General features: G+C 55.2%; 24 protein-coding genes and 1 other RNA gene. 21 read left to right on the forward strand and 4 right to left on the reverse strand.

Annotation, left to right across the window (positions count from 1 at the left end):
- Nucleotides 1-3: 3 nt before the first annotated feature.
- The 3 genes from FJ695_RS07560 to tkt form a co-directional block, all read right to left on the reverse strand.
- Entirely contained in the window at nt 4-627 is a 624-nt protein-coding gene (locus FJ695_RS07560) for a LysE family translocator (RefSeq protein ID WP_141184861.1), read from the reverse strand.
- Nucleotides 628-727: 100 nt separating this feature from the next.
- On the reverse strand, nt 728-1,738 hold the full coding sequence (gene gap / locus FJ695_RS07565) for a type I glyceraldehyde-3-phosphate dehydrogenase (protein WP_141184862.1): 1,011 nt from the start codon (nt 1,736-1,738) through the stop codon (nt 728-730).
- A 139-nt stretch (nt 1,739-1,877) separates the two neighbouring features.
- Nucleotides 1,878-3,866 (reverse strand): transketolase, encoded by a 1,989-nt coding sequence (gene tkt, locus FJ695_RS07570; protein ID WP_141184863.1) that lies wholly within the window; start codon nt 3,864-3,866, stop codon nt 1,878-1,880.
- Nucleotides 3,867-4,313: 447 nt separating this feature from the next.
- Between tkt and FJ695_RS07575 the strand changes: the two genes are divergently transcribed.
- From FJ695_RS07575 to FJ695_RS07610, 8 genes are all read left to right on the forward strand, one after another.
- A complete protein-coding gene (locus tag FJ695_RS07575) occupies nt 4,314-4,592 on the forward strand; it encodes a DUF4164 domain-containing protein (protein ID WP_168206290.1) in 279 nt (92 codons plus the stop codon).
- Nucleotides 4,593-4,598: 6 nt separating this feature from the next.
- On the forward strand, nt 4,599-4,976 hold the full coding sequence (locus tag FJ695_RS07580; RefSeq protein ID WP_141184865.1) for a cell division protein ZapA: 378 nt from the start codon (nt 4,599-4,601) through the stop codon (nt 4,974-4,976).
- 88 nt (nt 4,977-5,064) lie between these two features.
- A non-coding RNA gene (ssrS, locus tag FJ695_RS07585) (6S RNA) lies at nt 5,065-5,219 on the forward strand.
- Between the two features lie 56 nt (nt 5,220-5,275).
- A complete protein-coding gene (locus FJ695_RS07590; protein ID WP_141184866.1) occupies nt 5,276-5,854 on the forward strand; it encodes a 5-formyltetrahydrofolate cyclo-ligase in 579 nt (192 codons plus the stop codon).
- A gap of 39 nt (nt 5,855-5,893) precedes the next feature.
- A complete protein-coding gene (locus tag FJ695_RS07595; RefSeq protein ID WP_141184867.1) occupies nt 5,894-6,721 on the forward strand; it encodes a TIGR00282 family metallophosphoesterase in 828 nt (275 codons plus the stop codon).
- A gap of 105 nt (nt 6,722-6,826) precedes the next feature.
- Nucleotides 6,827-7,573 (forward strand): YebC/PmpR family DNA-binding transcriptional regulator, encoded by a 747-nt coding sequence (locus FJ695_RS07600; protein ID WP_141184868.1) that lies wholly within the window; start codon nt 6,827-6,829, stop codon nt 7,571-7,573.
- 63 nt (nt 7,574-7,636) lie between these two features.
- The gene (locus tag FJ695_RS07605; RefSeq protein WP_141184869.1) at nt 7,637-7,936 is read left to right on the forward strand and encodes a MazG-like family protein; all 300 of its coding nucleotides are present in this window, start codon (nt 7,637-7,639) and stop codon (nt 7,934-7,936) included.
- A 99-nt stretch (nt 7,937-8,035) separates the two neighbouring features.
- Nucleotides 8,036-8,260, forward strand: a complete 225-nt coding sequence (locus FJ695_RS07610; protein WP_141184870.1) for a hexameric tyrosine-coordinated heme protein — start codon at nt 8,036-8,038, stop codon at nt 8,258-8,260.
- A 10-nt stretch (nt 8,261-8,270) separates the two neighbouring features.
- Here the strand turns inward: FJ695_RS07610 and FJ695_RS07615 are convergent, their stop codons facing one another.
- Nucleotides 8,271-9,035: a sulfite exporter TauE/SafE family protein gene (locus FJ695_RS07615; RefSeq protein ID WP_141184871.1), complete on the reverse strand. Its 765-nt coding sequence runs from the start codon at nt 9,033-9,035 to the stop codon at nt 8,271-8,273.
- Between the two features lie 83 nt (nt 9,036-9,118).
- Here FJ695_RS07615 and ruvC point away from each other — a divergent pair, with 83 nt between their 5' ends.
- From ruvC to tilS, 13 genes are all read left to right on the forward strand, one after another.
- Nucleotides 9,119-9,634, forward strand: coding sequence for a crossover junction endodeoxyribonuclease RuvC (gene ruvC / locus FJ695_RS07620; protein ID WP_141184872.1), 516 nt, complete (start codon nt 9,119-9,121; stop codon nt 9,632-9,634).
- On the forward strand, nt 9,631-10,248 hold the full coding sequence (gene ruvA, locus FJ695_RS07625) for a Holliday junction branch migration protein RuvA (RefSeq protein WP_141184873.1): 618 nt from the start codon (nt 9,631-9,633) through the stop codon (nt 10,246-10,248). The genes ruvC and ruvA overlap by 4 nt, the downstream gene beginning before the upstream one ends.
- Entirely contained in the window at nt 10,245-10,490 is a 246-nt protein-coding gene (locus tag FJ695_RS07630; protein WP_141184874.1) for an endonuclease, read from the forward strand. Before ruvA ends, FJ695_RS07630 begins: the two co-directional genes overlap by 4 nt.
- Complete coding sequence (gene ruvB / locus FJ695_RS07635) at nt 10,480-11,520, forward strand: Holliday junction branch migration DNA helicase RuvB (RefSeq protein ID WP_141184875.1); 1,041 nt, start codon at nt 10,480-10,482, stop codon at nt 11,518-11,520. Before FJ695_RS07630 ends, ruvB begins: the two co-directional genes overlap by 11 nt.
- A 115-nt stretch (nt 11,521-11,635) precedes the next feature.
- Nucleotides 11,636-13,747: a methyl-accepting chemotaxis protein gene (locus FJ695_RS07640; protein WP_209010962.1), complete on the forward strand. Its 2,112-nt coding sequence runs from the start codon at nt 11,636-11,638 to the stop codon at nt 13,745-13,747.
- Nucleotides 13,748-13,825: 78 nt separating this feature from the next.
- Complete coding sequence (gene ybgC / locus FJ695_RS07645; RefSeq protein WP_141184876.1) at nt 13,826-14,287, forward strand: tol-pal system-associated acyl-CoA thioesterase; 462 nt, start codon at nt 13,826-13,828, stop codon at nt 14,285-14,287.
- A gap of 270 nt (nt 14,288-14,557) precedes the next feature.
- Complete coding sequence (tolQ, locus tag FJ695_RS07650; protein ID WP_141184877.1) at nt 14,558-15,265, forward strand: protein TolQ; 708 nt, start codon at nt 14,558-14,560, stop codon at nt 15,263-15,265.
- Nucleotides 15,266-15,268: 3 nt separating this feature from the next.
- Complete coding sequence (gene tolR, locus FJ695_RS07655) at nt 15,269-15,721, forward strand: protein TolR (RefSeq protein WP_141184878.1); 453 nt, start codon at nt 15,269-15,271, stop codon at nt 15,719-15,721.
- Nucleotides 15,722-15,727: 6 nt separating this feature from the next.
- Nucleotides 15,728-16,675, forward strand: a complete 948-nt coding sequence (locus FJ695_RS07660; RefSeq protein ID WP_141184879.1) for a cell envelope biogenesis protein TolA — start codon at nt 15,728-15,730, stop codon at nt 16,673-16,675.
- 46 nt (nt 16,676-16,721) lie between these two features.
- Nucleotides 16,722-18,071, forward strand: coding sequence for a Tol-Pal system beta propeller repeat protein TolB (gene tolB, locus FJ695_RS07665; protein ID WP_371708977.1), 1,350 nt, complete (start codon nt 16,722-16,724; stop codon nt 18,069-18,071).
- 128 nt (nt 18,072-18,199) lie between these two features.
- Nucleotides 18,200-18,685 carry a peptidoglycan-associated lipoprotein Pal gene (gene pal, locus FJ695_RS07670; RefSeq protein WP_141184880.1) on the forward strand — a complete coding sequence of 162 codons (486 nt, stop codon included), beginning with the start codon at nt 18,200-18,202 and terminating at the stop codon, nt 18,683-18,685.
- A gap of 180 nt (nt 18,686-18,865) precedes the next feature.
- Nucleotides 18,866-19,801 carry a tol-pal system protein YbgF gene (gene ybgF / locus FJ695_RS07675; protein WP_168206291.1) on the forward strand — a complete coding sequence of 312 codons (936 nt, stop codon included), beginning with the start codon at nt 18,866-18,868 and terminating at the stop codon, nt 19,799-19,801.
- On the forward strand, nt 19,773-21,152 hold the full coding sequence (tilS, locus tag FJ695_RS07680) for a tRNA lysidine(34) synthetase TilS (RefSeq protein ID WP_141184881.1): 1,380 nt from the start codon (nt 19,773-19,775) through the stop codon (nt 21,150-21,152). Before ybgF ends, tilS begins: the two co-directional genes overlap by 29 nt.
- Nucleotides 21,153-21,211 lie beyond the last annotated feature (59 nt).

The following is a 21,211-nucleotide window of genomic DNA, read 5'->3' on the forward strand; positions in this document are numbered from 1 at the left end:
TGGTTAGGGGCGAGACGTATTGGTGGTGACAGCAATACCGATCCCGAACAGGGTCAACAGGATGCCGAAAGAGCGTTCCATCCAAAGTTTCGCGCGGGTGAACTGCTGGCGTACCGGTGGAAGCGTGAAAAAGAAGGTGACGAGCACAAACCAAAGGAACACGCCGCTCGCCATGATCACGCCATAGCCGATCTGGGTCCAAAGTGGGGTCTCAGGGGAGGTCACCTGCAGGAAGACACTGAGCGCGAACATTGTGGCTTTGGGATTGGTCACATTGGTGAAAAAGCCCCAGCGCAACGCCTTGAGCGGCGGCATGCCTGCAAGATTGCTGTCAGCCGGCATTTCCCGGGATGCCGTCCGGTACATGGTCACGCCAAGGAAAATCAGATAGGCCGCGCCAATGAGCTTGAGCGCATTAAATAGGAAAATCGACTGCGACACGATCAAACCGATGCCGGCAAGCGCGTAGGTGACATGGACCCCAAGGGCTAGGCCAATCCCAAGTGCGGTCATGATGCCGGCAAGCCGGCCGCCGATCAGGGCGTTGCGGAGAACCACGGCGAAATCCGGGCCTGGAACAATGGCGACCACGATGGTCAGGGAAATGACGGTAAAAAGCTCGAGCAAACGTGCCCCCTAAAGCTGTTGCAGACAAATGAAAGGCGGATGCAGGTGTGCCGCATCCGCCTGTCGTTCATGAAGGATGGGTGTCCATCCCTATCATCATTTAGATCAGCTTTGCCATAGCAATGGCGGTGTCGGCCATGCGGTTGGAGAAGCCCCACTCGTTGTCATACCAGGACAGGACGGAAACCATCGTGCCTTCCATGACCTTGGTCTGATCCATGTGGAAGATGGAAGAATGCGGATCGTGGTTGAAGTCGATCGAAACGTTCTTGGCTTCAGTGTAGCCGAGAACGCCTTTGAGAGCTCCGTCCGCAGCTGCCTTGATCGCAGCGTTGATTTCCTCAACGGTGGTTTCGCGCTTGGCGATAAACTTCAAATCAACGACGGACACGTTCGGGGTTGGCACGCGCATCGCGAACCCGTCCAGTTTACCGTTCAGGTCCGGCAGCACCAGGCCAACAGCTTTCGCGGCGCCAGTTGACGTCGGGATCATGGACATGGCTGCCGCACGGCCGCGGTACAGATCCTTGTGCATGGTGTCCAGTGTCGGCTGATCGCCCGTGTAGGAGTGGATCGTGGTCATCATGCCCTTGTCGATGCCAACTGCATCATTAAGGACCTTGGCGACCGGGGACAGGCAGTTGGTGGTGCAGGACGCGTTGGAAACAACAAAGTCTTCTGCAGTCAGCGTGTCGTGGTTGACGCCGTAAACGATAGTTTTGTCAGCGCCGGCCGCCGGTGCGGAAACCAGAACCCGCTTGGCGCCTGCATCCAGATGCGCAGAAGCTTTTTCTTTGCTGTTGAAGATGCCGGTGCACTCCATGGCAACGTCAACACCGAGTTCGCCCCACGGCAGTTCTTTCGGGTCGCGGATCGCGGTTACTTTGATCGGCGTGCCACCATCGATGGAAATTGTTTCTCCCTCGACGGAAACGGTTGCCGGAAACTTGCCGTGTACCGAATCGTAACGCAGCAGGTGTGCATTGGTTTCAACCGGGCCGAGGTCGTTGATGCCGACAACTTCAATGTCGGTGCGTCCGGATTCGACGATGGCACGCAGGACATTGCGGCCGATGCGGCCGAAACCGTTGATTGCTACCTTCGTTACCATACTTTTCTCCCGCATTGTGGCGCCAGGGGAGGCCTGGCGCGATAAAAAGGCTACTGCATTTAATCGATTTAGTTAAAAAATAATAGTCCAAAACCCGGCGGAAATCGTAGGACACGATGCCGCCGGGAAATTCGATGAGTTAAGCGCCGAGTTTTTCTTTTGCTGCGGCAACAACAGCATCCTTGGTGATGCCGAAGTGCTCGTAGAGTTCTTTATATGGCGCGCTGGCGCCAAACCCGGTCATGCCGACAAAATGGCCGTCATTGCCAATGAAGCGGTCCCATCCCATACGGATACCCGCCTCGACAGCGATCTTTACCGGGCTGGAACCGATGACGGCATCCTGGTAGTCAGCGGACTGGGCCTCGAACAGTTCAAAGCTCGGTACAGACACGACACGTGCCGCAATACCTGCTTCGATCAATTCTTTGTGGGCTTCGACTGCGATTTCAACTTCAGACCCAGACGCAAAGATTGTGACCGCGGCATCGTCTTCACTTTCGATCAGAACATAGGCGCCATTGGCACATAGGTTCTTCTCTTCGTAGGATTTGCGCTGGGCCGGAAGGTTCTGGCGGGTGAGAGCCAGAACAGACGGGGCATCCTTGCTTTCCAGCGACAGCTGCCAGCACTCGAGAGTCTCGGTGACATCTGCCGGGCGGAAGAAGGTCAAGTTCGGGATCGCGCGCAGCGCTGCAAAATGTTCGACCGGCTGGTGGGTTGGGCCATCTTCGCCAAGACCGATAGAATCGTGGGTCATCACATGAATGACACGCTGGTTCATCAGGGCAGCAAGGCGGATAGACGGACGGCAGTAATCAGAGAAGATCAGGAAGCCTCCGGAATAAGGGATGAGCCCGCCGTGCAATGCCATACCGTTCATGGCAGCTGCCATGCCGTGTTCGCGAATGCCGTAGTGAATATAGCGGCCGGAGAAATCGTCCGGAGTCACCGGCAAGGTCTGGGCTGTCTTGGTGTTGTTGGAACCGGTCAGGTCGGCGGAGCCACCGATGGTTTCCGGGATGACTTCGTTCAAGACACCCAGAACCGCTTCCGAAGCCTTACGGGTTGCCATCGTCGGCAGGTCTTCGGAAAGTTGTTTTTTGTAATCCAGAACAGCCTGTTTCAGGCCTGACGGCAGATCGCCTCGGTTCCGGCGGTCAAATTCGGCACGCTGTTCTGCATCCGCATCATTGAAGCGCTTCTGCCAGTCTTTATGAGCCTGTGCGGAGCGCAGGCCAGCGATGCGCCAGGCATCGAGAATGTCGCTCGGAACTTCGAACGGCTCATGCGGCCAGTTCAGCGCATCGCGGGTGCCGGTGATCTCTTCTGCGCCGAGGGGGGCGCCGTGAACCTTTGCTGTGCCGGCCTTTGTCGGAGCGCCAAACCCGATGGTGGTTTTGGCCGCGATCATGGTCGGCTTGTCGCTTTCCTGCGCCTGGCGGATTGCAGAGGCAATGGCATCGGGGTCGTGACCATCGATGCTGATGGTGTTCCAGCCGGAAGCTTCGAAACGGGCAATCTGATTGGTCGAGTCGGTGATGCTAACAGCGCCATCAATGGAGATACCGTTGTCGTCCCAGATCACGATTAGCTTGTTTAGCTTCAAGTGGCCTGCCATCGACAAGGCTTCCTGGCTGATGCCTTCCATGAGGCAGCCGTCGCCCGCAAGAACATAGGTGAAGTGATTGACGAGGTCTTTGCCGAAACGCTCTTCTTGGAGGCGCTCTGCGATTGCCATGCCGACTGCGTTGCCGAGGCCCTGACCCAGCGGGCCGGTGGTTGTTTCGATGCCGGCGCCGTGGCCGTATTCCGGGTGGCCGGCAGTTTTTGCGCCCAGCTGGCGGAAGTTCTGCAACTCTTCGATCGGGAAGTCTTCATAGCCGAGCAGGTAAAGCAGGCTATAAAGCAGCATGGATCCGTGACCGGCGGACAGGACAAAACGGTCGCGGTCGGCCCAGTTCGGGGCGGTCGGATCGAATTTCAGAAATTCAGTGAACAGGACTGTGGCGATATCGGCCGCGCCCATTGGCAGTCCCGGGTGTCCGGATTTGGCCTTTTCAACGGCATCAATGGCAAGAAAGCGGATTGCATTTGCCATGCGCTGGTGTTTTTCAAGATCGCTCATCTTTGTCCCGTCGCTTGCGTTAGTGCTCCTGGCGCCAGCGTGGACCGTCCGGCGCGGAGAATGGTGTGGTGCGTTGCTTTAAAAAGATAACTGTCGTCAGTTTCGATCAGGCGCCAGACAAATATCAGGAACCGGCAGCGAGTCAATAAAGCGCTGACAGGGTTGTGAGGGAATAAATTCCGCATTCAGGGGTTATTGAATTGAGGAAATTAACAATGGTCCCATTGACGGAAAGAATATGCTGCACCTAATCTCGGCATCCGGTAACAGATTTACCTTTTTTGATTTGTCAGGTTGCCAAGGAAAGCGTGAAACCCGCAAGTTGTTTGCGGGCACATCATTTTTTGTGCGAAATAGCTATGCTGAATGTTGGTCTCTTTAAGGGGCTGGGTTCAGCCGCCACGATGGGGAATTGGGGTAACGCTTTATATGGCGGATGTCGATTGCATGGAAAAGACCAGCCTGGCCGATGCCGTAAAGCGCCTTGAAAATGCCTTAGGTCAACTGGAAACTGCGGTTCAACGCCGTTTGGATTCGGATCGCTCTCTCAATTCTTTGCAAGATGATTTGCAACGGATGGGTGAAGACCGGTCCCAATTGGCTGCCACTTTGGATGAGAGTGAGGCGAAGGCTTCTCGTCTGGAAGAGGCAAACAAGGATGTATCCCGCCGTCTGGTTACAGCGATGGAAACGATCCGCAGTGTTTTGGATGCACACGGAGGCTGATGGCACTTGGCCCAGATAAGCGTGACCATAAATGGCAAGTCGTTCCGGATGGCTTGCGACGATGGTGAAGAGCAGCGCCTGGAAGGCCTTGCGGCCCGTTTCGATGGCTGGATCGGAGAACTGAAGTCGGCATTTGGTGAGATCGGCGATCAACGCCTCACGGTCATGGCCGGGATCATGGCAACCGATCAGCTTTCCGAGCTGGAGCGGAAGGTGACGCGCCTGGAACAGGAACTGGCTGCGGCAAAAGACCAAGAAGCGGCGGCCGTCAACAACATGAGCCAGCACGAGGAAGATCTTTCCAGGGCGGTGAATACAGCCGCGGCACGGATTGAAAGCCTTGCTGAGGGCCTGAACAAAAGCCTGCGCAGCAATTCTGATTGACGGCGGCTTTTAAACATGTCCCCGTTTCGTTTGGGAACAAGAATATGCCGCTCTGGTAATTGCGCGGCGTTGTCTCTATATGCGGTAATCGTGGCTGCCCGATTTGTCAGGATATTTATCCCCGGGGCCTTACGCATTCCTTAGGGAGCTGTCCCTGCGCTGGGCCGTGGTCCGTTGCATACGGCGCCCACCTACTTTGTAGGTTCTCCGGGATTGCAGATCCAACGGTCGGGCGGCTACGCTGCTTGAGGACACTGCCTCAAGCCGGGTCACGCAAAAACACATGACATAAGACACCGATGACGACCCAGACTTCCCTCGCTCACGAAAAAGATCAGCTCCGAAAAGAGGCTCTTGCACGCCGTAAGGCCATGCCGGAAGTTGATCGGATCGAAAAAAGCCTGGCGCTTGCTGAGCATGGTTCCGGCCTGCCGATACCCCCTGGTGCTGTGGTTGCAGGATTTTGGCCAATCCGGGATGAAATTGACCCACGTCCGCTGATGGATCAATTACGTCAGGCGGGCCATCCCTTGTGTCTGCCCGTAGTCGCCGAGCCGCACCTGAAGTTCAGGAGACTGGAACGTGGCGCTGAAATGGAGCCGGCTGGGTTCGGCACTATGGCGCCAGGTTCTGAAGCTGAAGAGCTGCGGCCTGACGTTCTCTTGATGCCGCTGGCTGGTTTTGACAAGCATGGCAACCGGATCGGTTACGGAAAAGGCCATTACGATACTGCGATTGCTGCGTTGGAGAAGACCGGGCCGGTGGTGTGCATTGGCCTTGCTTTTGGCGTTCAAGAAGTTGACCTTGTCCCGGCCGAAGGACATGACAAAGCTTTGGCAGGCATTTTAACGGAAGACGGATACAGATCCTTCCGGTAAACCGGTGCCGGATTTGAAGTAGGCGTTCTGCGAGGTTTTATGCGTATTCTTTTTCTGGGGGATTTGGTCGGCCGGGTTGGCCGCACGGCGGTCATTGAGCAGCTGCCGGGCCTGGTGGAAGAACAGCAGCTGGATTTCGTGATTGTAAATGGCGAGAATTCCGCCTCCGGGTTCGGGATTACCGAAGCGATCTTGCAGGACGTTCTGGATGCAGGTGCAGATGTCGTCACCACGGGCAACCATGTTTGGGACCAGCGCGACACGCTGGTTTACATCGAACGGCAGGACCGGTTGCTGCGCCCGGTGAACTATCCGAAAGGTACTCCAGGGCGTGGTGCGCATCTTTATACCGCCCGCAATGGTGCCCAAGTCATGGTCGCCAACGTCATGGGCCGGGTCTATATGGACGCGCTCGACGATCCGTTTGCAGCGATGGACAAGGTGGTCAATGACTGTCCGCTGGGTCAGGTGGCGGATGCCATAATCGTTGATGTTCATGCAGAAGCGACCAGCGAAAAACAGGCGATGGGCCATTTTCTCGATGGCCGGGTAAGCCTCGTGGTTGGCACACATACGCATGTTCCGACGGCGGATCATCAGATCCTGGAGAATGGTACAGCCTACCTGTCAGATGCTGGCATGTGCGGTGCTTATGACAGTGTGCTGGGCATGGACAAGGAAGAGCCGGTCAATCGCTTCCAGCGTAAGATCCCTGGCTCAAGATTTACGCCAGCAACGGGTCCAGCCACCATTTGCGGCGTTGCGATTGAAACCGATGACCGCACGGGACTGGCGGAAAAAGTTGCCCCGCTTAGAATTGGCGGGCGTCTGGAGCCAGTGCTGCCGTCCTTCTGGACAGCTGATTGAGAGGTATCTATCTCCGCAATTTCCGGAACTGGATTTTCAGCGTCAACTTGCCTATAAGCGGGCGAGTTTTCTAATAAGCAATCCGACTGAGAGCCGAGAAGAGCCATGGCAGGCCATTCAAAATTCAAGAACATCATGCACCGCAAGGGACGTCAGGATGCCGTCCGCTCCAAGATGTTCTCCAAACTGTCCAAGGAAATCACCGTTGCCGCAAAAATGGGCGACCCGGATCCAGATTCCAATCCGCGTCTGCGTTTGGCGGTCAATAACGCCAAAGCCCAGTCCATGCCGAAGGACAACATCCAGCGGGCGATCAACAAGTCCCAGGCTGGTGATGCCGAAACATATGACGAGATCCGTTACGAGGGTTATGGTCCGGCGGGTGTCGCTGTTGTTGTTGAAGCCTTGACCGACAACCGCAACCGGTCCGCATCCAACATCCGGTCCTACTTCACAAAATGTGGCGGTTCACTTGGTGAAACCGGCTCGGTGTCCTTCATGTTCGACCGGGTTGGCGAGATCATCTACAAGCCGGAAGCTGGCGAAGCCGATGCCGTTCTGGAAGCGGCCATCGAAGCGGGTGCAGAAGACGTGCAGTCCGATGAAAACGGTCACACGATCTATACGGCCTTCGAAGATCTGAACGATGTCGGCAAGGCGCTTGAAGACGCGCTCGGTGAAGCCGACTCCACCAAGATCATCTGGAAGCCGCAGAACCTGACACCGGTCGATGCGGACAAGGCCCAGACGCTGATGAAACTGATCGACATGCTGGAAGATGATGATGACGTTCAAAACGTCTACACCAACTTCGATGTCGATGAAGAGACCATGGCACAGCTGGCCTCCTAAGAAGTCTCTAGTCACAGTCTGATCAACCCCGGCTTGGCCGGGGTTTTTCTTTTGGGAAATGCAATGCGCGAAATCTATGAACTTACCCAGCTTGACGGCAAATCATTGCAAGAACGGACGTTGAAACTGTCTGAAGAGTCAGGCGAACTGGCCCAAGCTGTATTGACCGTTACCAAAGCGCCCGGCAGCACCTACAAGAACCATTCCTTGGCAGATGTCCGCGAGGAAGCCGCAGACGCTGCAATTGTCGCGCTTAGTATTCTAGCGCAAACCTGTTCGTCTGAAGCTGAGTTTTCAGCGGAATTGGACCGGTTGATGGGTGCTAAGTGTGCCAAATGGAAATCTGTGCTCTCGCAAGGTTGATTGAAATTCCATTCATCCGGCGATGCTCTGTTCCAAAAACGATTGTCATCTGCTTCCAGAGTGTGAACTATCAAGTGAACACGAATGGGGAGAGAACAGATGTCTTGGTTGCCGACCTTGCTGACAGAAACGCCAGAAGATGGTTATGAGCTTGCGATCAAGCTCTCGCGGATGGCGGTCAAAAAAACTCAGCCTGATGACGCGGCGCGTGAAAAAATGCGCGCTGATTATGCGTTTAACGCCGACAGTCTAACGAATGTCTCTCAAGTCGTTGCGACCAATTTTCAGACCATTGCCCAAGCCAACAATTATTGGCGCGATTGATATGCTTTGATCACTGCCGTAAAACCGGATCAAGTGCGGGCAAACTTGCGAGAGCAGCGAGAGCAATCAATAGATTTGCGATCCAGCGGTAGAGACGCTGATCAGCCTTTTTGAATGCTCTGGAGCCTAGAAACAGCGAAATCCCATAGACCGGAACGGCGACAACAAGTAGGCGGCCGACTTCGAGCGTGAAAAACCCGTTCAGGATGTAAGCGATGAAGGTGCCGATGCTTGCCAGCGGAAAAAACAGGATAAGGTTTGCCCGGATAACCTCAGCACTATGATTGCTGGACAGCCAGAAGGCTGCGACTGGCGGCGCTGAAACTTGTGAAACACCGCCAAGAATACCGGAGACCGCTCCGACACCAAAGGAGACGGGTCTTGTCGGTTGTCGCTGATACCGCCAGCCGGAAACAACAAGCGCCAGCATCACGACGACGACAAAGCTGATGATCCAGCGCAACGCGAGCACATCCATGTTGGCGAGCATCCAGGCACCTGCATGCACAAAGATCACCGACCCAAAGACGGCCGGGAGAACCGTTGACCAGTCACACAGGCGGATGGCGCGTCTCACCAGAGGCAGAGAAACGATGCTGTCAATGAACAGGAAGGTTGCTGCCGCAGTAGATGGCAGCATGACGCTGGCAGCGACAGGCATGAAGATCATGCCGGCGCCAAATCCGGCGAACCCGCGGATATAACCGGCAATGAATAAAATGCCCGCCAGGAAAAGCAGCAAGTCTGGAGAGTAGGACGCAAAGATATCGAACATGCGGTCTCGCAAATTGCAGTAGTTTGTTGGTAAGCAGCGCTTTCACTGGCGTCAATGGGCAAGTTTTGTTACCGATTTGTTCCATGACACATGCGATTCGATTGCTGGGGATTGATCCCGGCCTGCGACGGACCGGATGGGGCATGATTGAGGCTTCGGGAAACCGGCTGTCTTTCATCGCTTCCGGGACTGTGACGTCGGACAATAAAAAGAGTCTCGCAGAACGGCTCGTTCAGTTGCACGACGGGTTAAGCGAGGTGGTGCGCCAGCATGATCCAGCGGAAGCAGCCGTCGAGCACACCTTCGTCAACAAGGATGCCGGTGCCACTCTGAAATTGGGGCAGGCACGCGGTATCGCTCTGCTAGTTCCATCACTTGCCGGGTTGTCCGTTGCTGAGTATGCACCGAACCTGGTCAAGAAAACAGTAGTCGGGACGGGGCATGCGGAAAAGGAACAAATCCGCGCCATGGTCAAGGTTTTGATGCCGCGTGCGACCTTTAATTCTGACGATGCGGCGGACGCCTTGGCGATTGCCATCTGTCATGCGCAGCACCGGGCGAGCAGCGCCGCCAAACTTGCAGCTTTGGGGGCGGCATGATCGGGAAACTCAAAGGGACCGTCGACAGCTATGGCGAGGATCATGTGATCCTGGATGTTCATGGAGTTGGATATCAGGTTCATTGCCCCTCGCGTATTTTGCAAGGCCTGCCGCGGGCTGGTGAAGCCGCCGTTCTGTTCATCGAGACCATCGTCCGTGAGGACATGATCCGCCTTTATGGATTTGGTCATGAATCGGAACGCGAATGGTTCCGGATCTTGATGACCGTTCAAGGCGTGGGAGCCAAAGTGGCGCTGGCGATCCTTGGAATTTTGAAAGCCAGTGAAGTGGCCAATGCAATTGCGTTGAACGACAAGGCGACGATTTCCCGCGCGCCCGGTGTTGGTAAACGTGTCGCAGAACGCATCATGACGGAATTGAAAGACAAGGCGCCCAGCCTGGCCAGTGTTGATCAGGAAACCATTGCCGTCTCACAAAACGTGGCGGACAATGTCGCCTCGCGTCCGGTGGCCGAAGCTGTGTCGGCCCTGACCAATCTCGGGTATGGCCAACCGCAAGCAAGCGCGGCTGTTGCCAAGGCGATGCAATCGGCTGGCGAAGATGCAACGACGGAAACCTTGATCCGCTTGGGCTTGAAGGAGCTGGCAGGATGATTGCCTTTACCTACGCCGTAATTGCGGTGGTCTTTGTCGTGCTTGGAATCGGCGGGATCATGTATCTGGATCACCGGTTTTCCCTGACTGTCGGCGACCGGCCGTTTGCGATCAAAGGGCGCCGGATTGAATCCGACGATCCATTCGTCGTCCGCCAGTTCAAGAAGTTCTATGCGCTTCGCGTGGCCTATTCGTTGTTCTTGCTTGTGATGCTGTTTGTGGTGGTCTCCCATGTCGGATGAATCGCGGATCGTTACTCCGGAAATCCGGGGTGACGAAATCGACAGCACCATGCGCCCGCAAGCGCTGGATGATTTTGTTGGCCAGGCCCAGGCCCGCGCCAATCTGAAAGTCTTCATCGGCGCTGCCAAAGCGCGCGGTGAAGCTCTCGACCACGTTCTTTTTGTCGGGCCTCCAGGACTTGGCAAAACCACGCTTGCTCAGATTATGGCGCGTGAGCTTGGGGTGAATTTTAGGGCAACCTCCGGTCCCGTGATTGCAAAAGCCGGCGATCTGGCCGCGCTTTTGACAAATCTGGAAGAGCGCGATGTTCTTTTCATCGATGAGATCCACCGGCTCAACCCGGCGGTCGAAGAAGTGCTCTACCCGGCGATGGAGGACTATCAGCTTGATCTGATCATCGGTGAAGGGCCGGCGGCGCGTTCCGTAAAGATTGATCTGGCCAAATTCACACTTGTGGCGGCAACCACCCGGCTCGGCCTATTGACGACGCCGCTGCGTGACCGTTTTGGCATTCCAGTCCGCTTGGAGTTTTATACGGTCCCGGAGCTGGAACACATCGTCAAACGTGGCGCATCGATCCTTGGCATTGGAATAGCAGAAGACGGCGCGCATGAAATTGCCAAACGATCCCGGGGAACACCCCGGATTGCTGGACGCCTGTTGCGCCGTGTCCGGGACTTTGCCGTGTTCGAAGGTGTCGAAAAAGTTGACCGAACGCTTGCAGATAAAGCGCTCCGCCAGCTGGAAGTCGATAGCGCCGGGCTCGACAGCCTTGACCGCCGGTATCTCAATCAGATCGCCGTCAATTTTGGTGGTGGGCCTGTTGGGATTGAAACAATTGCCGCCGCGCTTTCGGAGCCGCGTGATGCAATCGAAGAAATCGTGGAACCTTATCTCATTCAAAACGGATTCTTACAGCGCACACCGCGGGGGCGAATCCTCACACCAAATGCATTTGAGCATCTTGGCCTTGCTGCCCCGCCACGTCCAGATGGACCGCAAATGGGGCTTTTCATGGATTCGGATTAGGTGAAACCTAGTGAAATGTTATAGTTCTTTAGCAATTTTACTGATCTCAATTATAACTAGTTAACCTTTAGTTGGCGTTTTGCCCCTAGTTTGCCAGGAACTCCTGGGGGGAACTATGCGTAAGCGTTTATCTTCAAAACTTGCACTGATGTTTTTGGCCGGCGCAATGGTGATGTGTGTCGCTATTGTTGTTGTTACATCCACGATTTCCCGTGATGTAGCTAATGGTCAGGCTGATAGTGCTCTTAAAAGTGCGACCAATGCGAAGCTGAAAGTCTTGGACCTAGCGCTGGGTCAAGTCACCGACAGCGCCAAATTCTTCTCTACTCTGGAAGAAGCAAAAGACGGCCTGATGAAGACGCTGGTCGGCTGGAAAAACCTGAAGGAAAACCAGACTGCGATCCTTCGGAAAATGTTCGTTGAGGACAATCCGCACCCAGAACATGAGCGCCATCTGCTGCATGAACCATCGGAGTCGAATTACTATGTGAACAATCACAAAGTGATTCATCCGGCCTTTCAGGAGCTTATCGCTCAAGGACTGTTCTCCGACGTCGCGCTCGCAAATCCGGACGGCTTCATCACCTATTCCTATAACAAGGGCCCGGAATTCGCGTATCACTATGATGCTGCAGAAATCAGCGGGCATCCGGTTCAAACGGCTTTAAAGCCCCTGTTCGCAAAGATTCCGGATGAATCTTTGGAGTCTGGCCAGATCTTCACGTCTGGTTTTGTGACTATGGATAATGGTCAGGTTTCCCTCGTGCTCGCTGCGCCGGTCTTCTATCTCGACCGTTTCTTCGGTGCGATCGCATTCTCCGCGAATATGGAAAATCTCGCTGGACTTTTGAACGAACCGACTGGCCTTGCAGACAGCGAACAGATCTTCCTCATTGATGCCCTGAATCAACTCGTCAGCTTTGATGAGATGGGTAAGGTAAAAGAGCTCCATACGGCTGAAAGTGCCGCTCAAGATGGCCTCACCATGGAATTCCACGGCGAAGGTTACCGTTATGCCGAAGCCAAAAGCGCGTACGGCAACACGTCTTACGGCGTGGTCGATGCTGTGCGCCAGACCGAACTTTCGGCCGCTGCGGATCGAATCACTTACGGTGCTGTTATCTCCGGTATCTTGTGCCTGCTGCCAGTCGTCGGTTTGATTTGGTGGATCACCGGGCGGATGTTTGCACCGTTGGAGCGTTTGTCAGGTACTGCCCGCAAGATTGCGGACGGCGATCTTGATGTTGGTGTTGAAGCGACCGAACGCCAGGACGAAATCGGCCGCATGGCGCGCTGCATCGAGATTTTCAAAGAGAATTCGATTGAACGTGAACGTCTGGCTGAAGAACGGAAAGTCGGTCATATCGCCCGCGCAGAGCGTGAGCAAAAAATCGATGACTTGATCAATCATTTCCGGACCGAATCCCAATCGGTTCTGGAACTCGTGGAAACCAACATCATCCGGGTGGAAGAATTGTCCGACGCCTTGAGCACCCGGTCTTCATCGGCTGCTGATCAAGGGCAAACTGCGGTCACGTCTTCGGAAAATGCCTCTTCAAATGTTCAAGCGGTAGCATCTGCGACCGAAGAGCTGAATGCATCGATTTCGGAAATTTCCCGTCAGGTCGAAACGACGGCCACGATCGTGGAACAGACGACCGTTGCAGCGCAGAGCTCTAACTCCAAGATTTCTGGTCTTGCGGAAGCTGCCAACAAGATCGGCGATGTTGTCTCGTTGATTTCCGAAATTGCAGAACAGACCAATCTGCTTGCGCTTAACGCGACGATTGAAGCGGCGCGGGCAGGGGATGCTGGCAAAGGATTTGCCGTTGTTGCCTCTGAGGTGAAATCTTTGGCTGGTCAGACCGCCAAGGCAACTGAAGAAATTTCGACTCAGATCGCCGCAATTCAGGCGTCCACTACAGACGCGGTTGAGGAGATTGCTCGCGTGTCTGAATCTGTCGAAGAGGTCAATTCTTATACCGGAACGATCTCCGACGCGGTTCAGCAGCAAGGGGCGGCAACGAATGAGATTTCCAGAAACGTGGCTGAGGCTGCCGATGGAACCCGAAGCGTTGCCTCTACTGTTGTGTCGCTAAATCAGGGTGTTGCGGAAAACTCAGAAGCGGTTGGCGACATGTTGAATGCGACCATCGAAATGAAACAGCAGGCCGACCGCCTGCGGGGCTCAGTCGAAAAATTCCTGAGCGAGGTTGCGGCTGCATAACGCCGCACCTAGGTAAGACCTGCTGGGCTTCCCGGTTTTTGGACCGGGAAGCCCTTTTCGATTTTAGGAGTATGCAAAGTGAGCAACTGGCCGGATCTTGCGGGGCGCTTGGATGACAGTGGTCATGTTCTGCCGGTGCGGGTTTATTATGAAGACACCGATTTCACCGGGATCGTTTATCATGGTGCCTATGTCCGTTTCTTTGAGCGGGCAAGGTCCGACTTTCTCCGCTTGATCGGCATTCATCATAGCGAATTGGCAGAGGGGGACGATGGCCTTTCGCTGGCATTTGCCGTCCGCACAATGACGCTCGATTTCCAGAAGCCTGCGAAAATCGATGATGTTCTGGAGGTCCGAACCAGTCTTGCCGACTATAAAGGAGCCCGGATCAAGCTGGATCAGCTGATTTATCGAGGAGAGGACCTTTTGGTGTCCGCGGCCGTTACAGTTGCCGTTATTTCTTCTGAAGGTAAACCAACACGCCTGCCAACACCGCTGGCTGATAAACTCGGCCGCCACCGGCCCTCAGAGCAGAATTGACCTTCAAAACTCTGTAACTGTTGGACCAAGAGCAAATTCTGACCGGTTCAGGTAAAATATTACGATCCGGGCCGTCTTGTTAAGCTTGCAGTAACCTTAATTGATTCCTTTAGAAAAGGGGGCATTTGCGCCCCGTTAGTCCCAGTTTTGACAAAATCAAACGTCAGAGAGGCGTAGGCCCGAGGAGCAATCGCTCCCGTGACCGGTGCAATCGGGGCACCGGTTCTCTGAATGCAACATGCATCATGCGGCCGAGAGGTCATCGAGTTAATGGAAACACTAGTCGAAACGACATTGGCGGCGCCTGAGGGCGAGCTTTCTTTTTATGCCTTGTTCTGGCAGGCGCACATCGTGGTGCAGATTGTCATGTTGGGGCTATTGGCAGCATCGGTATGGTGCTGGGCAATCATCGTCGACAAAATCATGCTGTTCGGCAAGACGAGGCGCCAAATGAACCGGTTTGAAACCGTGTTCTGGTCTGGGCAATCCTTAGAAGAGCTTTATGGCACTTTGCACAACCGGGTGAACCATTCAATGGCAGCGCTATTTGTAGCTGCCATGCGCGAATGGAAGCGCAGCCACGAAGGCGCCCGGCCTGCCATTGGAAGTCTGCAGCAGCGCATTGACCGGGTAATGGATGTCACCATTCAGCGGGAACAGGAGCGTCTGGAAAACCGTTTGCTGATCCTTGCCACCGTCGGGTCCTCGGCTCCGTTCATCGGTCTCTTCGGCACGGTCTGGGGCATCATGACAGCCTTCCAGGCGATCGCGGCTTCAGAAAGCACAAACCTTGCTGTTGTTGCACCGGGGATTGCGGAAGCTCTGTTTGCGACGGCGCTTGGTCTTTTGGCTGCGATTCCAGCGGTTATTGCCTATAATAAATTCTCCTCCGATGTCGGTCGGACGGTCGCCCGGATGGAAGGCTTCGCCGACGAATTCTCCGCGATCTTATCGCGGCAGATCGACGAGAGGGGCTGATCTATGGCGATGCATGTCGGGTCTGGACAGGCTGGAAGCGGACGCCGCGGACGGCGCCGGCAGCGCAGCCTGCCGATGAGTGAGATCAACGTCACCCCGTTTGTCGATGTGATGCTGGTGCTCCTGATCATTTTTATGGTCGCCGCACCGCTACTCACTGTGGGTGTGCCGATCGATTTGCCCGAAACAAGAGCGAAAGCCTTGGAGGGAGACACGGAGCCGATCACCATCTCCATCAACTCGCTTGGCGAGATATACATCCAGGATACGCCAATTGCGATTGACGAAGTCGTCCCGAAACTCGAGGCGATTGCCGCCAATGGCTATGAAGAGCGCATTTATGTGCGCGGTGATCAGGATGCGGACTACGGCACCATGATGAAACTCATGGGCCGGATCAACGCTGCCGGCTTTAAACGGCTCGGCTTGGTTACTCTGGAAGAACGGGACTCGTAACGCGTCATGCGCGCAGGTCTCATCGCGTCTTTGGCCGGTCACACGGCCCTTATGCTCTGGGGCGTTGTCGCCTTTCCGGACGCGGAGAGCTTTACTGTCCCGCAGGTCGAATCACTGCCGGTAGACCTGGTGCCTGTCGAAGAATTCACTCAGCTGCGCATCGGCGAAAAAACTGCCGAAGTTCGGGAGGTCGCCGCCCTACAGCCGAGCGAAACGCCAACGGAAGAAACTCCGCAGCCAGCCGACAAACCTGGCGAGAGCCAGGTGCAGCAGCCGACACCGCCAACGCCATCTCCTGCACCCGAACCAGCGCCTCCCGAGCCGCAACAAGTTGCGGAGCCTGAGCCTGCAGCAGAACCGGCACCATCTCCGGAACCTGTGCCAGAACCAACACCAGCCACGGAACCAGAGCCAGCTCCGGAACCTGAACCTCAGCAGGAAGCAGCGCCCGCCGTGCAGCCGATCGTGACCAGTGTTGCGCCCCGGACAAAGCCGAAACCGCCGCGCCGGCAACCTGAAAACAACCGCGATGAATCAGTCGTGAGTGAAGTCGCAGCCTTGCTGAACAAGGTTGAACCGGCCGGGCATACCGGCAGTATCTCGGAGCAACCTGCGTCGCTCGGATCGCGCCAGGGCGCACCGAATATCAGGATGAGCCAATCCGAACTCGATGCATTACGCTCCCAGGTGGCCATGTGCTGGAATCCTCCGGTTGGTGCAGTTGGAGCTGAGGATCTAAAGGTCCGGGTCCGGTTCAACCTATCGCAAAGCGGCGAAGTGTCTGGCGGGCCGGAAGTTATAAATTCAAATGGCAATCCAGCGTTCCGGGCAGCCGCTAGCAGTGCTGTCCGGGCTGTGATGCGATGCCAGCCGTACTCTCTTCCTGTCGCCAAATACGAAGCCTGGCAGGAAGTGATCATTAATTTTGACCCGAGGGAAATGCTCGGTGGTTAGTCCGGTCAAAGATCCGGCAGTAAAAGGTAAGGGAGCTATTGTGCTCATGCGTGAGATGTTGAAGCGGTGTTTTTGTTTCGGTGGCTCGAAAGCCGCTGCGCTGCCAGTCATTCTTGTGTTGTTTGCTGCGCTACTTCCTCAACCTGCCGCTGCTTTGGTGGAAATCGACATCACACAAGGTAATGTCGAGCCGCTTCCAATCGCGCTGCCGCAGTTTTCTTCGGAAGGCGGGGACAACAAATTGGCAGCCGACATGACGTCGGTAATTGCCGCGGACCTGAAACGCTCCGGCCTTTTTAACCCCCTGGATCCGGCAAGCTTCATTCAAAAGAACATGAGCGTGAATTCCACACCACGCTTTGGCGACTGGCGCACGATCAGCGCCCAGGCCCTGGTGACCGGCACCGTGAGCAAACAGGCGGACGGTAGGCTGCGCGCCGAATTCCGTTTGTGGGATGTTTTCGCAGCAGAACAGATGCTTGGCCAACAGTTCTATACGACACCGGAAAACTGGCGGCGCCTGGCCCACATCATTGCCGATGCGGTTTATGAGCGTCTCACGGGTGAAAAAGGCTATTTCGATACGCGCATTGTGTTTGTTGACGAGACGGGTCCGAAGAACAAGCGCATCAAAAAGCTGGCTCTGATGGATCAGGATGGGGCCAATGTCAGGTATCTGACCCGTGGCGATGATCTTGTGCTGACACCACGTTTTTCGCCGACCAGCCAGGAAATCACCTACATGTCCTATGGCGGCAACGACCCGAGTGTCTATCTGCTCAATATCGAGACTGGACAACGGGAGATTGTCGGCAACTTCCCTGGAATGACCTTTGCACCGCGGTTCTCGCCGGATGGACAGAGTGTTGTTATGAGCCTGCAGCAGGGCGGCAATGCCAACATCTTCAAGATGGATTTGCGGTCCCGCCGGACAACGCGTCTCACCAATACAGCGGCCATTGACACCAGCCCGTCCTATTCGCCGGACAGCAAACGCATCGTTTTTGAATCGGACCGCGGTGGCTCTCAACAACTCTATGTGATGAGTGCTGCTGGCGGGCAGGCGCAGCGCATTTCCTTTGGGCCGGGGCGGTATTCGACGCCGGTCTGGTCTCCGCGCGGTGACCTGATTGCCTTCACCAAACAGCACCAGGGCCGGTTCATGATCGGCGTTATGCGCCCAGATGGCAAAGGCGAGCGGATCCTGACAGAGGGTTATCACAACGAAGGGCCTGCTTGGGCACCAAATGGCCGTGTTTTGGTGTTCTTCCGGGACACACCAGGGGCCAACGGCGGCCCGCAAGTTTGGACGGTTGATCTGACCGGGTACAACGAACAACGGCTGGAAACACCTGCCTTTGCGTCGGACCCGTCTTGGTCACCGTTGATCGACTAAGAAAATCAGTAAACGAGTATTAACCAGTCTTGTACAGAGCGCATTAACCGACTTTGACTAGAAAGCGTTTACCTAAATGCGGGGCGCATTTTGGTTTCAGGCTGACGGGCTGGGGTAAGGAGACGAGAATGTTCAATTTGGTGAGTGCGTCCAAGGGCGCGCGTTGGATTGCGGTCTGCTTCACCGTTTTGTTTGTTGCAGCCTGTGCGCAAACAAAGCCGGATGGACTGGCAACCAATGTCAAACCGGGGACAGGGCAGGATTTTGTCGTGAATGTCGGCGACCGGGTCTTTTTTGAAGAAGATCAGTCGACACTGAATTCACAAGGACAGGCAACGCTGGCCAATCAGGCGAAGTGGCTGAACCGCTATTCCAATTATACAATCACTTTGGAAGGTCATGCTGACGAGCGTGGAACCCGCCAATACAACATCGCTCTTGGTGCCCGCCGGGCTCAGGCTGCACGCGACTATCTGGTATCTCAAGGCGTGTCTGCATCGCGCATCAAGACGATTTCCTATGGCAAGGAACGTCCGGTCGCCGTTTGTAACGACAACAGCTGCTGGTCGCAAAACCGGCGGGCTGTCACGGTGTTGAACAACGCCACCAACTGATCTCAGCGTAAAAGCCGCAGGAACGCCGGGCCTTGGTCCGGCTTTTTGCGTTCTGATGTGCGGTTAACGTCGAACCAATCGAACGAACGACGGTCAAACTTTGGCCGAACTCGAAGCGCTTTGTGCTCTTGAGTGAACGCGCGGGCATGTTAAGACATTGGCTGCACAGCGGAGGGATGAATGAACACTTTTTATCGGCTGGCATGTCCGGTTCTGGCGGTGATGTTTTTCGCCGTGGCAACACCGTCCCATGCCCAGCTCTTTGGCAAACGGAAGGACGACTCGTCCGTCCGTATTGGCCAATTGGAAGAACGGATCCGCACGCTAACAGGTCAAATCGAACAAATGGCCTTTCAGATGCGTGAACTTCAGGACCAGTTGCGCCGGATGCAGGAAGACAATGAATACCGGTTTCAGCAGCTTGAAGGCGGAACTCCTGGAAAGCGGTCTGATGCCGCACCTGGTCTCGGCCAGGACGGAACGCCACAAACCGGCAACTTGATTGCACCGGGCGGCGGTTTTGCGACTGTTCCTGGAAATGGTTCTGGCGATGGGGATTGGGCGCAATCCGGAGGGTATGAAGCAGGCAGCGGCTTGCCAACAGACGGACCGATTGACCTGTCTTCACTCGCCAAGGGGCTGGAAACGGTGCCTGGTACTGCTCCTGCTGTGACACCAGGGCCGGAGTTTTCGACTGATGACGATGCCATTGCCGGGATTATCGGCAGCGGCGATCCGCGGACCGACTACGACCAAGCCTATTCTATGGCTGTGAACGGAGATTATTCTGCAGCAGAAACAGGATTTCGGACGTTCCTGGAAAGCTATCCGGACCATGAGCTGACAGCCAATGCGCAGTATTGGCTCGGCGAAAGCCTGTTGGCACAACAGAATTACCGCGAAGCGGCTGATGCGTTTCTGAAGACGTACCGGGATCATCCTGGCAATTCGAAAAGTCCGGACAGTTTGTTGAAGCTCGGTGTCTCTCTGCGGGGATTGGGTGAAACGGACGTTGCCTGTGCAACCTTCTCTGAACTTCTAAACAAATTCCCGAACGCCGCGCCTGCGGTTCTGTCGCAAGCCCGGGATGAGCGCCAACGTGCCCAATGCTCCTGAGAAGCCAGTTCAATATTCTGAACTTCGCGATGGCGACATTGACCAGCTTTTTGCTTCTTTCAAAGGTTTTTCAAAAATTGCTCTAGCGGTCTCCGGTGGCGCGGATTCAACCTGCCTGTTGATTGCTTTTCATGATTGGGTGTCCCGGAACAACTGGGACGGCACGTGTGAAGTTTTGACCGTGGATCATCAATTGCGGCCGGAAAGCAGTCAGGAAACCGGGTTCGTCCAGGATTTATGCAATTCTCTGGGCTTTGCTTGTTTTGTCCTCAAGTGGAAGGATGAAAAGCCGGCATCGGGATTGCAAGAGGCAGCAAGGGATGCCCGCTACCAATTGATTTCAGACCACCTTTCTCAATCTGGATCTGAGGCCGTTGTTCTTGCGCATCATCTTGATGACCAGGCCGAAACATTTCTTGACCGCTTGACACGTGGCAGCGGAATTTATGGCCTTGGAGCGATGGCACCGGATGAACCAAATGGACCCGCCGGACTGCGACTGATCCGGCCTTTCCTTGACGTGCCAAAGGAAAGTCTGATTGCGACCCTTGAAGCCCGGAACCAGGTCTGGTGCGAGGATTCGTCTAATCAGGACCCAAAATATAAGCGAAGCCGGCTCCGGAAGATTTCTGGCCATCTTGCCGATGAAGGGCTTTCTGCGAAACGGATTGCAACGACCGCACGGCAGATGAGACGGACCCGTGCAGCCATTGAAAGTGTCCTTGCCCACATTTTTTTTGATCATGTTGAAGAACATCCTGCTGGCCCTTTGCGTATTCAAAAACATGCATTTACGGCGCAAGCTGAGGAGTTCCGGCTACGCCTGTTGATTTTGATGATCGAGCGGGCAACAGGCCGGGCACATCTGCCAAAATTGCGAAAAATAGAAGCATTGGATCAATGGGTCTTAGCGCAAAAAAACGGGCGTCAGACCCTTGGCGGGGCAATGCTGGAAATCAAACGGGACGTGATTTTGGTTTGGAAAGAAGTTGGCCGTGCGCGCCCGGACACATTGGAAGCGATTTCCGGAAGTGGTTGTTGGGACAACAGGTTTCTTTATCGAATAGGCGCTCTGGATGCGAACTATTTGAACAAGACGCAACTCTGCCTTGGTCCGCTTTACAATGCTCCCGTTGACCAGCAGTCGCTCCCCTGGCCAGAGGGCTGGCCAAAGGAGGCATTTGAGTGTTCTCCGGTCTTCTGGACAGGGAATGGGGCCGTATGTGTGCGGTCGGCAGCTTCCCTCTTGTGGCAGGACCCACATGGCGGCCAATGCGATATTACGCTGCAGCGCATCCCGTTTCCGCCAAAATTGGCCGGTAACTATAGAACCGATCTTAAGGGATCTTAGTAATTCTGCAGTTTTCGCAGACGCGAACATCTGCTAGGGGTTTCCTTAAGAAAATAGTC

The sequence above is a fragment of the Labrenzia sp. PHM005 genome (assembly GCF_006517275.1).
GTDB lineage: Bacteria > Pseudomonadota > Alphaproteobacteria > Rhizobiales > Stappiaceae > Roseibium.

Coding starts and splice junctions, on each gene's coding strand:
- gap (WP_141184862.1), bottom strand. CDS start 1,738: ATGGTAACGAAGGTAGCAATCAACGGTTTCGGCCGCATCGGCCGCAAT.
- tkt (WP_141184863.1), bottom strand. CDS start 3,866: ATGAGCGATCTTGAAAAACACCAGCGCATGGCAAATGCAATCCGCTTT.
- FJ695_RS07575 (WP_168206290.1), top strand. CDS start 4,314: ATGGAAAAGACCAGCCTGGCCGATGCCGTAAAGCGCCTTGAAAATGCC.
- FJ695_RS07590 (WP_141184866.1), top strand. CDS start 5,276: ATGACGACCCAGACTTCCCTCGCTCACGAAAAAGATCAGCTCCGAAAA.
- FJ695_RS07595 (WP_141184867.1), top strand. CDS start 5,894: ATGCGTATTCTTTTTCTGGGGGATTTGGTCGGCCGGGTTGGCCGCACG.
- FJ695_RS07600 (WP_141184868.1), top strand. CDS start 6,827: ATGGCAGGCCATTCAAAATTCAAGAACATCATGCACCGCAAGGGACGT.
- FJ695_RS07605 (WP_141184869.1), top strand. CDS start 7,637: ATGCGCGAAATCTATGAACTTACCCAGCTTGACGGCAAATCATTGCAA.
- FJ695_RS07610 (WP_141184870.1), top strand. CDS start 8,036: ATGTCTTGGTTGCCGACCTTGCTGACAGAAACGCCAGAAGATGGTTAT.
- FJ695_RS07615 (WP_141184871.1), bottom strand. CDS start 9,035: ATGTTCGATATCTTTGCGTCCTACTCTCCAGACTTGCTGCTTTTCCTG.
- ruvC (WP_141184872.1), top strand. CDS start 9,119: ATGACACATGCGATTCGATTGCTGGGGATTGATCCCGGCCTGCGACGG.
- ruvA (WP_141184873.1), top strand. CDS start 9,631: ATGATCGGGAAACTCAAAGGGACCGTCGACAGCTATGGCGAGGATCAT.
- FJ695_RS07630 (WP_141184874.1), top strand. CDS start 10,245: ATGATTGCCTTTACCTACGCCGTAATTGCGGTGGTCTTTGTCGTGCTT.
- ruvB (WP_141184875.1), top strand. CDS start 10,480: ATGTCGGATGAATCGCGGATCGTTACTCCGGAAATCCGGGGTGACGAA.
- FJ695_RS07640 (WP_209010962.1), top strand. CDS start 11,636: ATGCGTAAGCGTTTATCTTCAAAACTTGCACTGATGTTTTTGGCCGGC.
- tolQ (WP_141184877.1), top strand. CDS start 14,558: ATGGAAACACTAGTCGAAACGACATTGGCGGCGCCTGAGGGCGAGCTT.
- tolR (WP_141184878.1), top strand. CDS start 15,269: ATGGCGATGCATGTCGGGTCTGGACAGGCTGGAAGCGGACGCCGCGGA.
- FJ695_RS07660 (WP_141184879.1), top strand. CDS start 15,728: ATGCGCGCAGGTCTCATCGCGTCTTTGGCCGGTCACACGGCCCTTATG.
- tolB (WP_371708977.1), top strand. CDS start 16,722: ATGCGTGAGATGTTGAAGCGGTGTTTTTGTTTCGGTGGCTCGAAAGCC.
- pal (WP_141184880.1), top strand. CDS start 18,200: ATGTTCAATTTGGTGAGTGCGTCCAAGGGCGCGCGTTGGATTGCGGTC.
- ybgF (WP_168206291.1), top strand. CDS start 18,866: ATGAACACTTTTTATCGGCTGGCATGTCCGGTTCTGGCGGTGATGTTT.
- tilS (WP_141184881.1), top strand. CDS start 19,773: ATGAGCGCCAACGTGCCCAATGCTCCTGAGAAGCCAGTTCAATATTCT.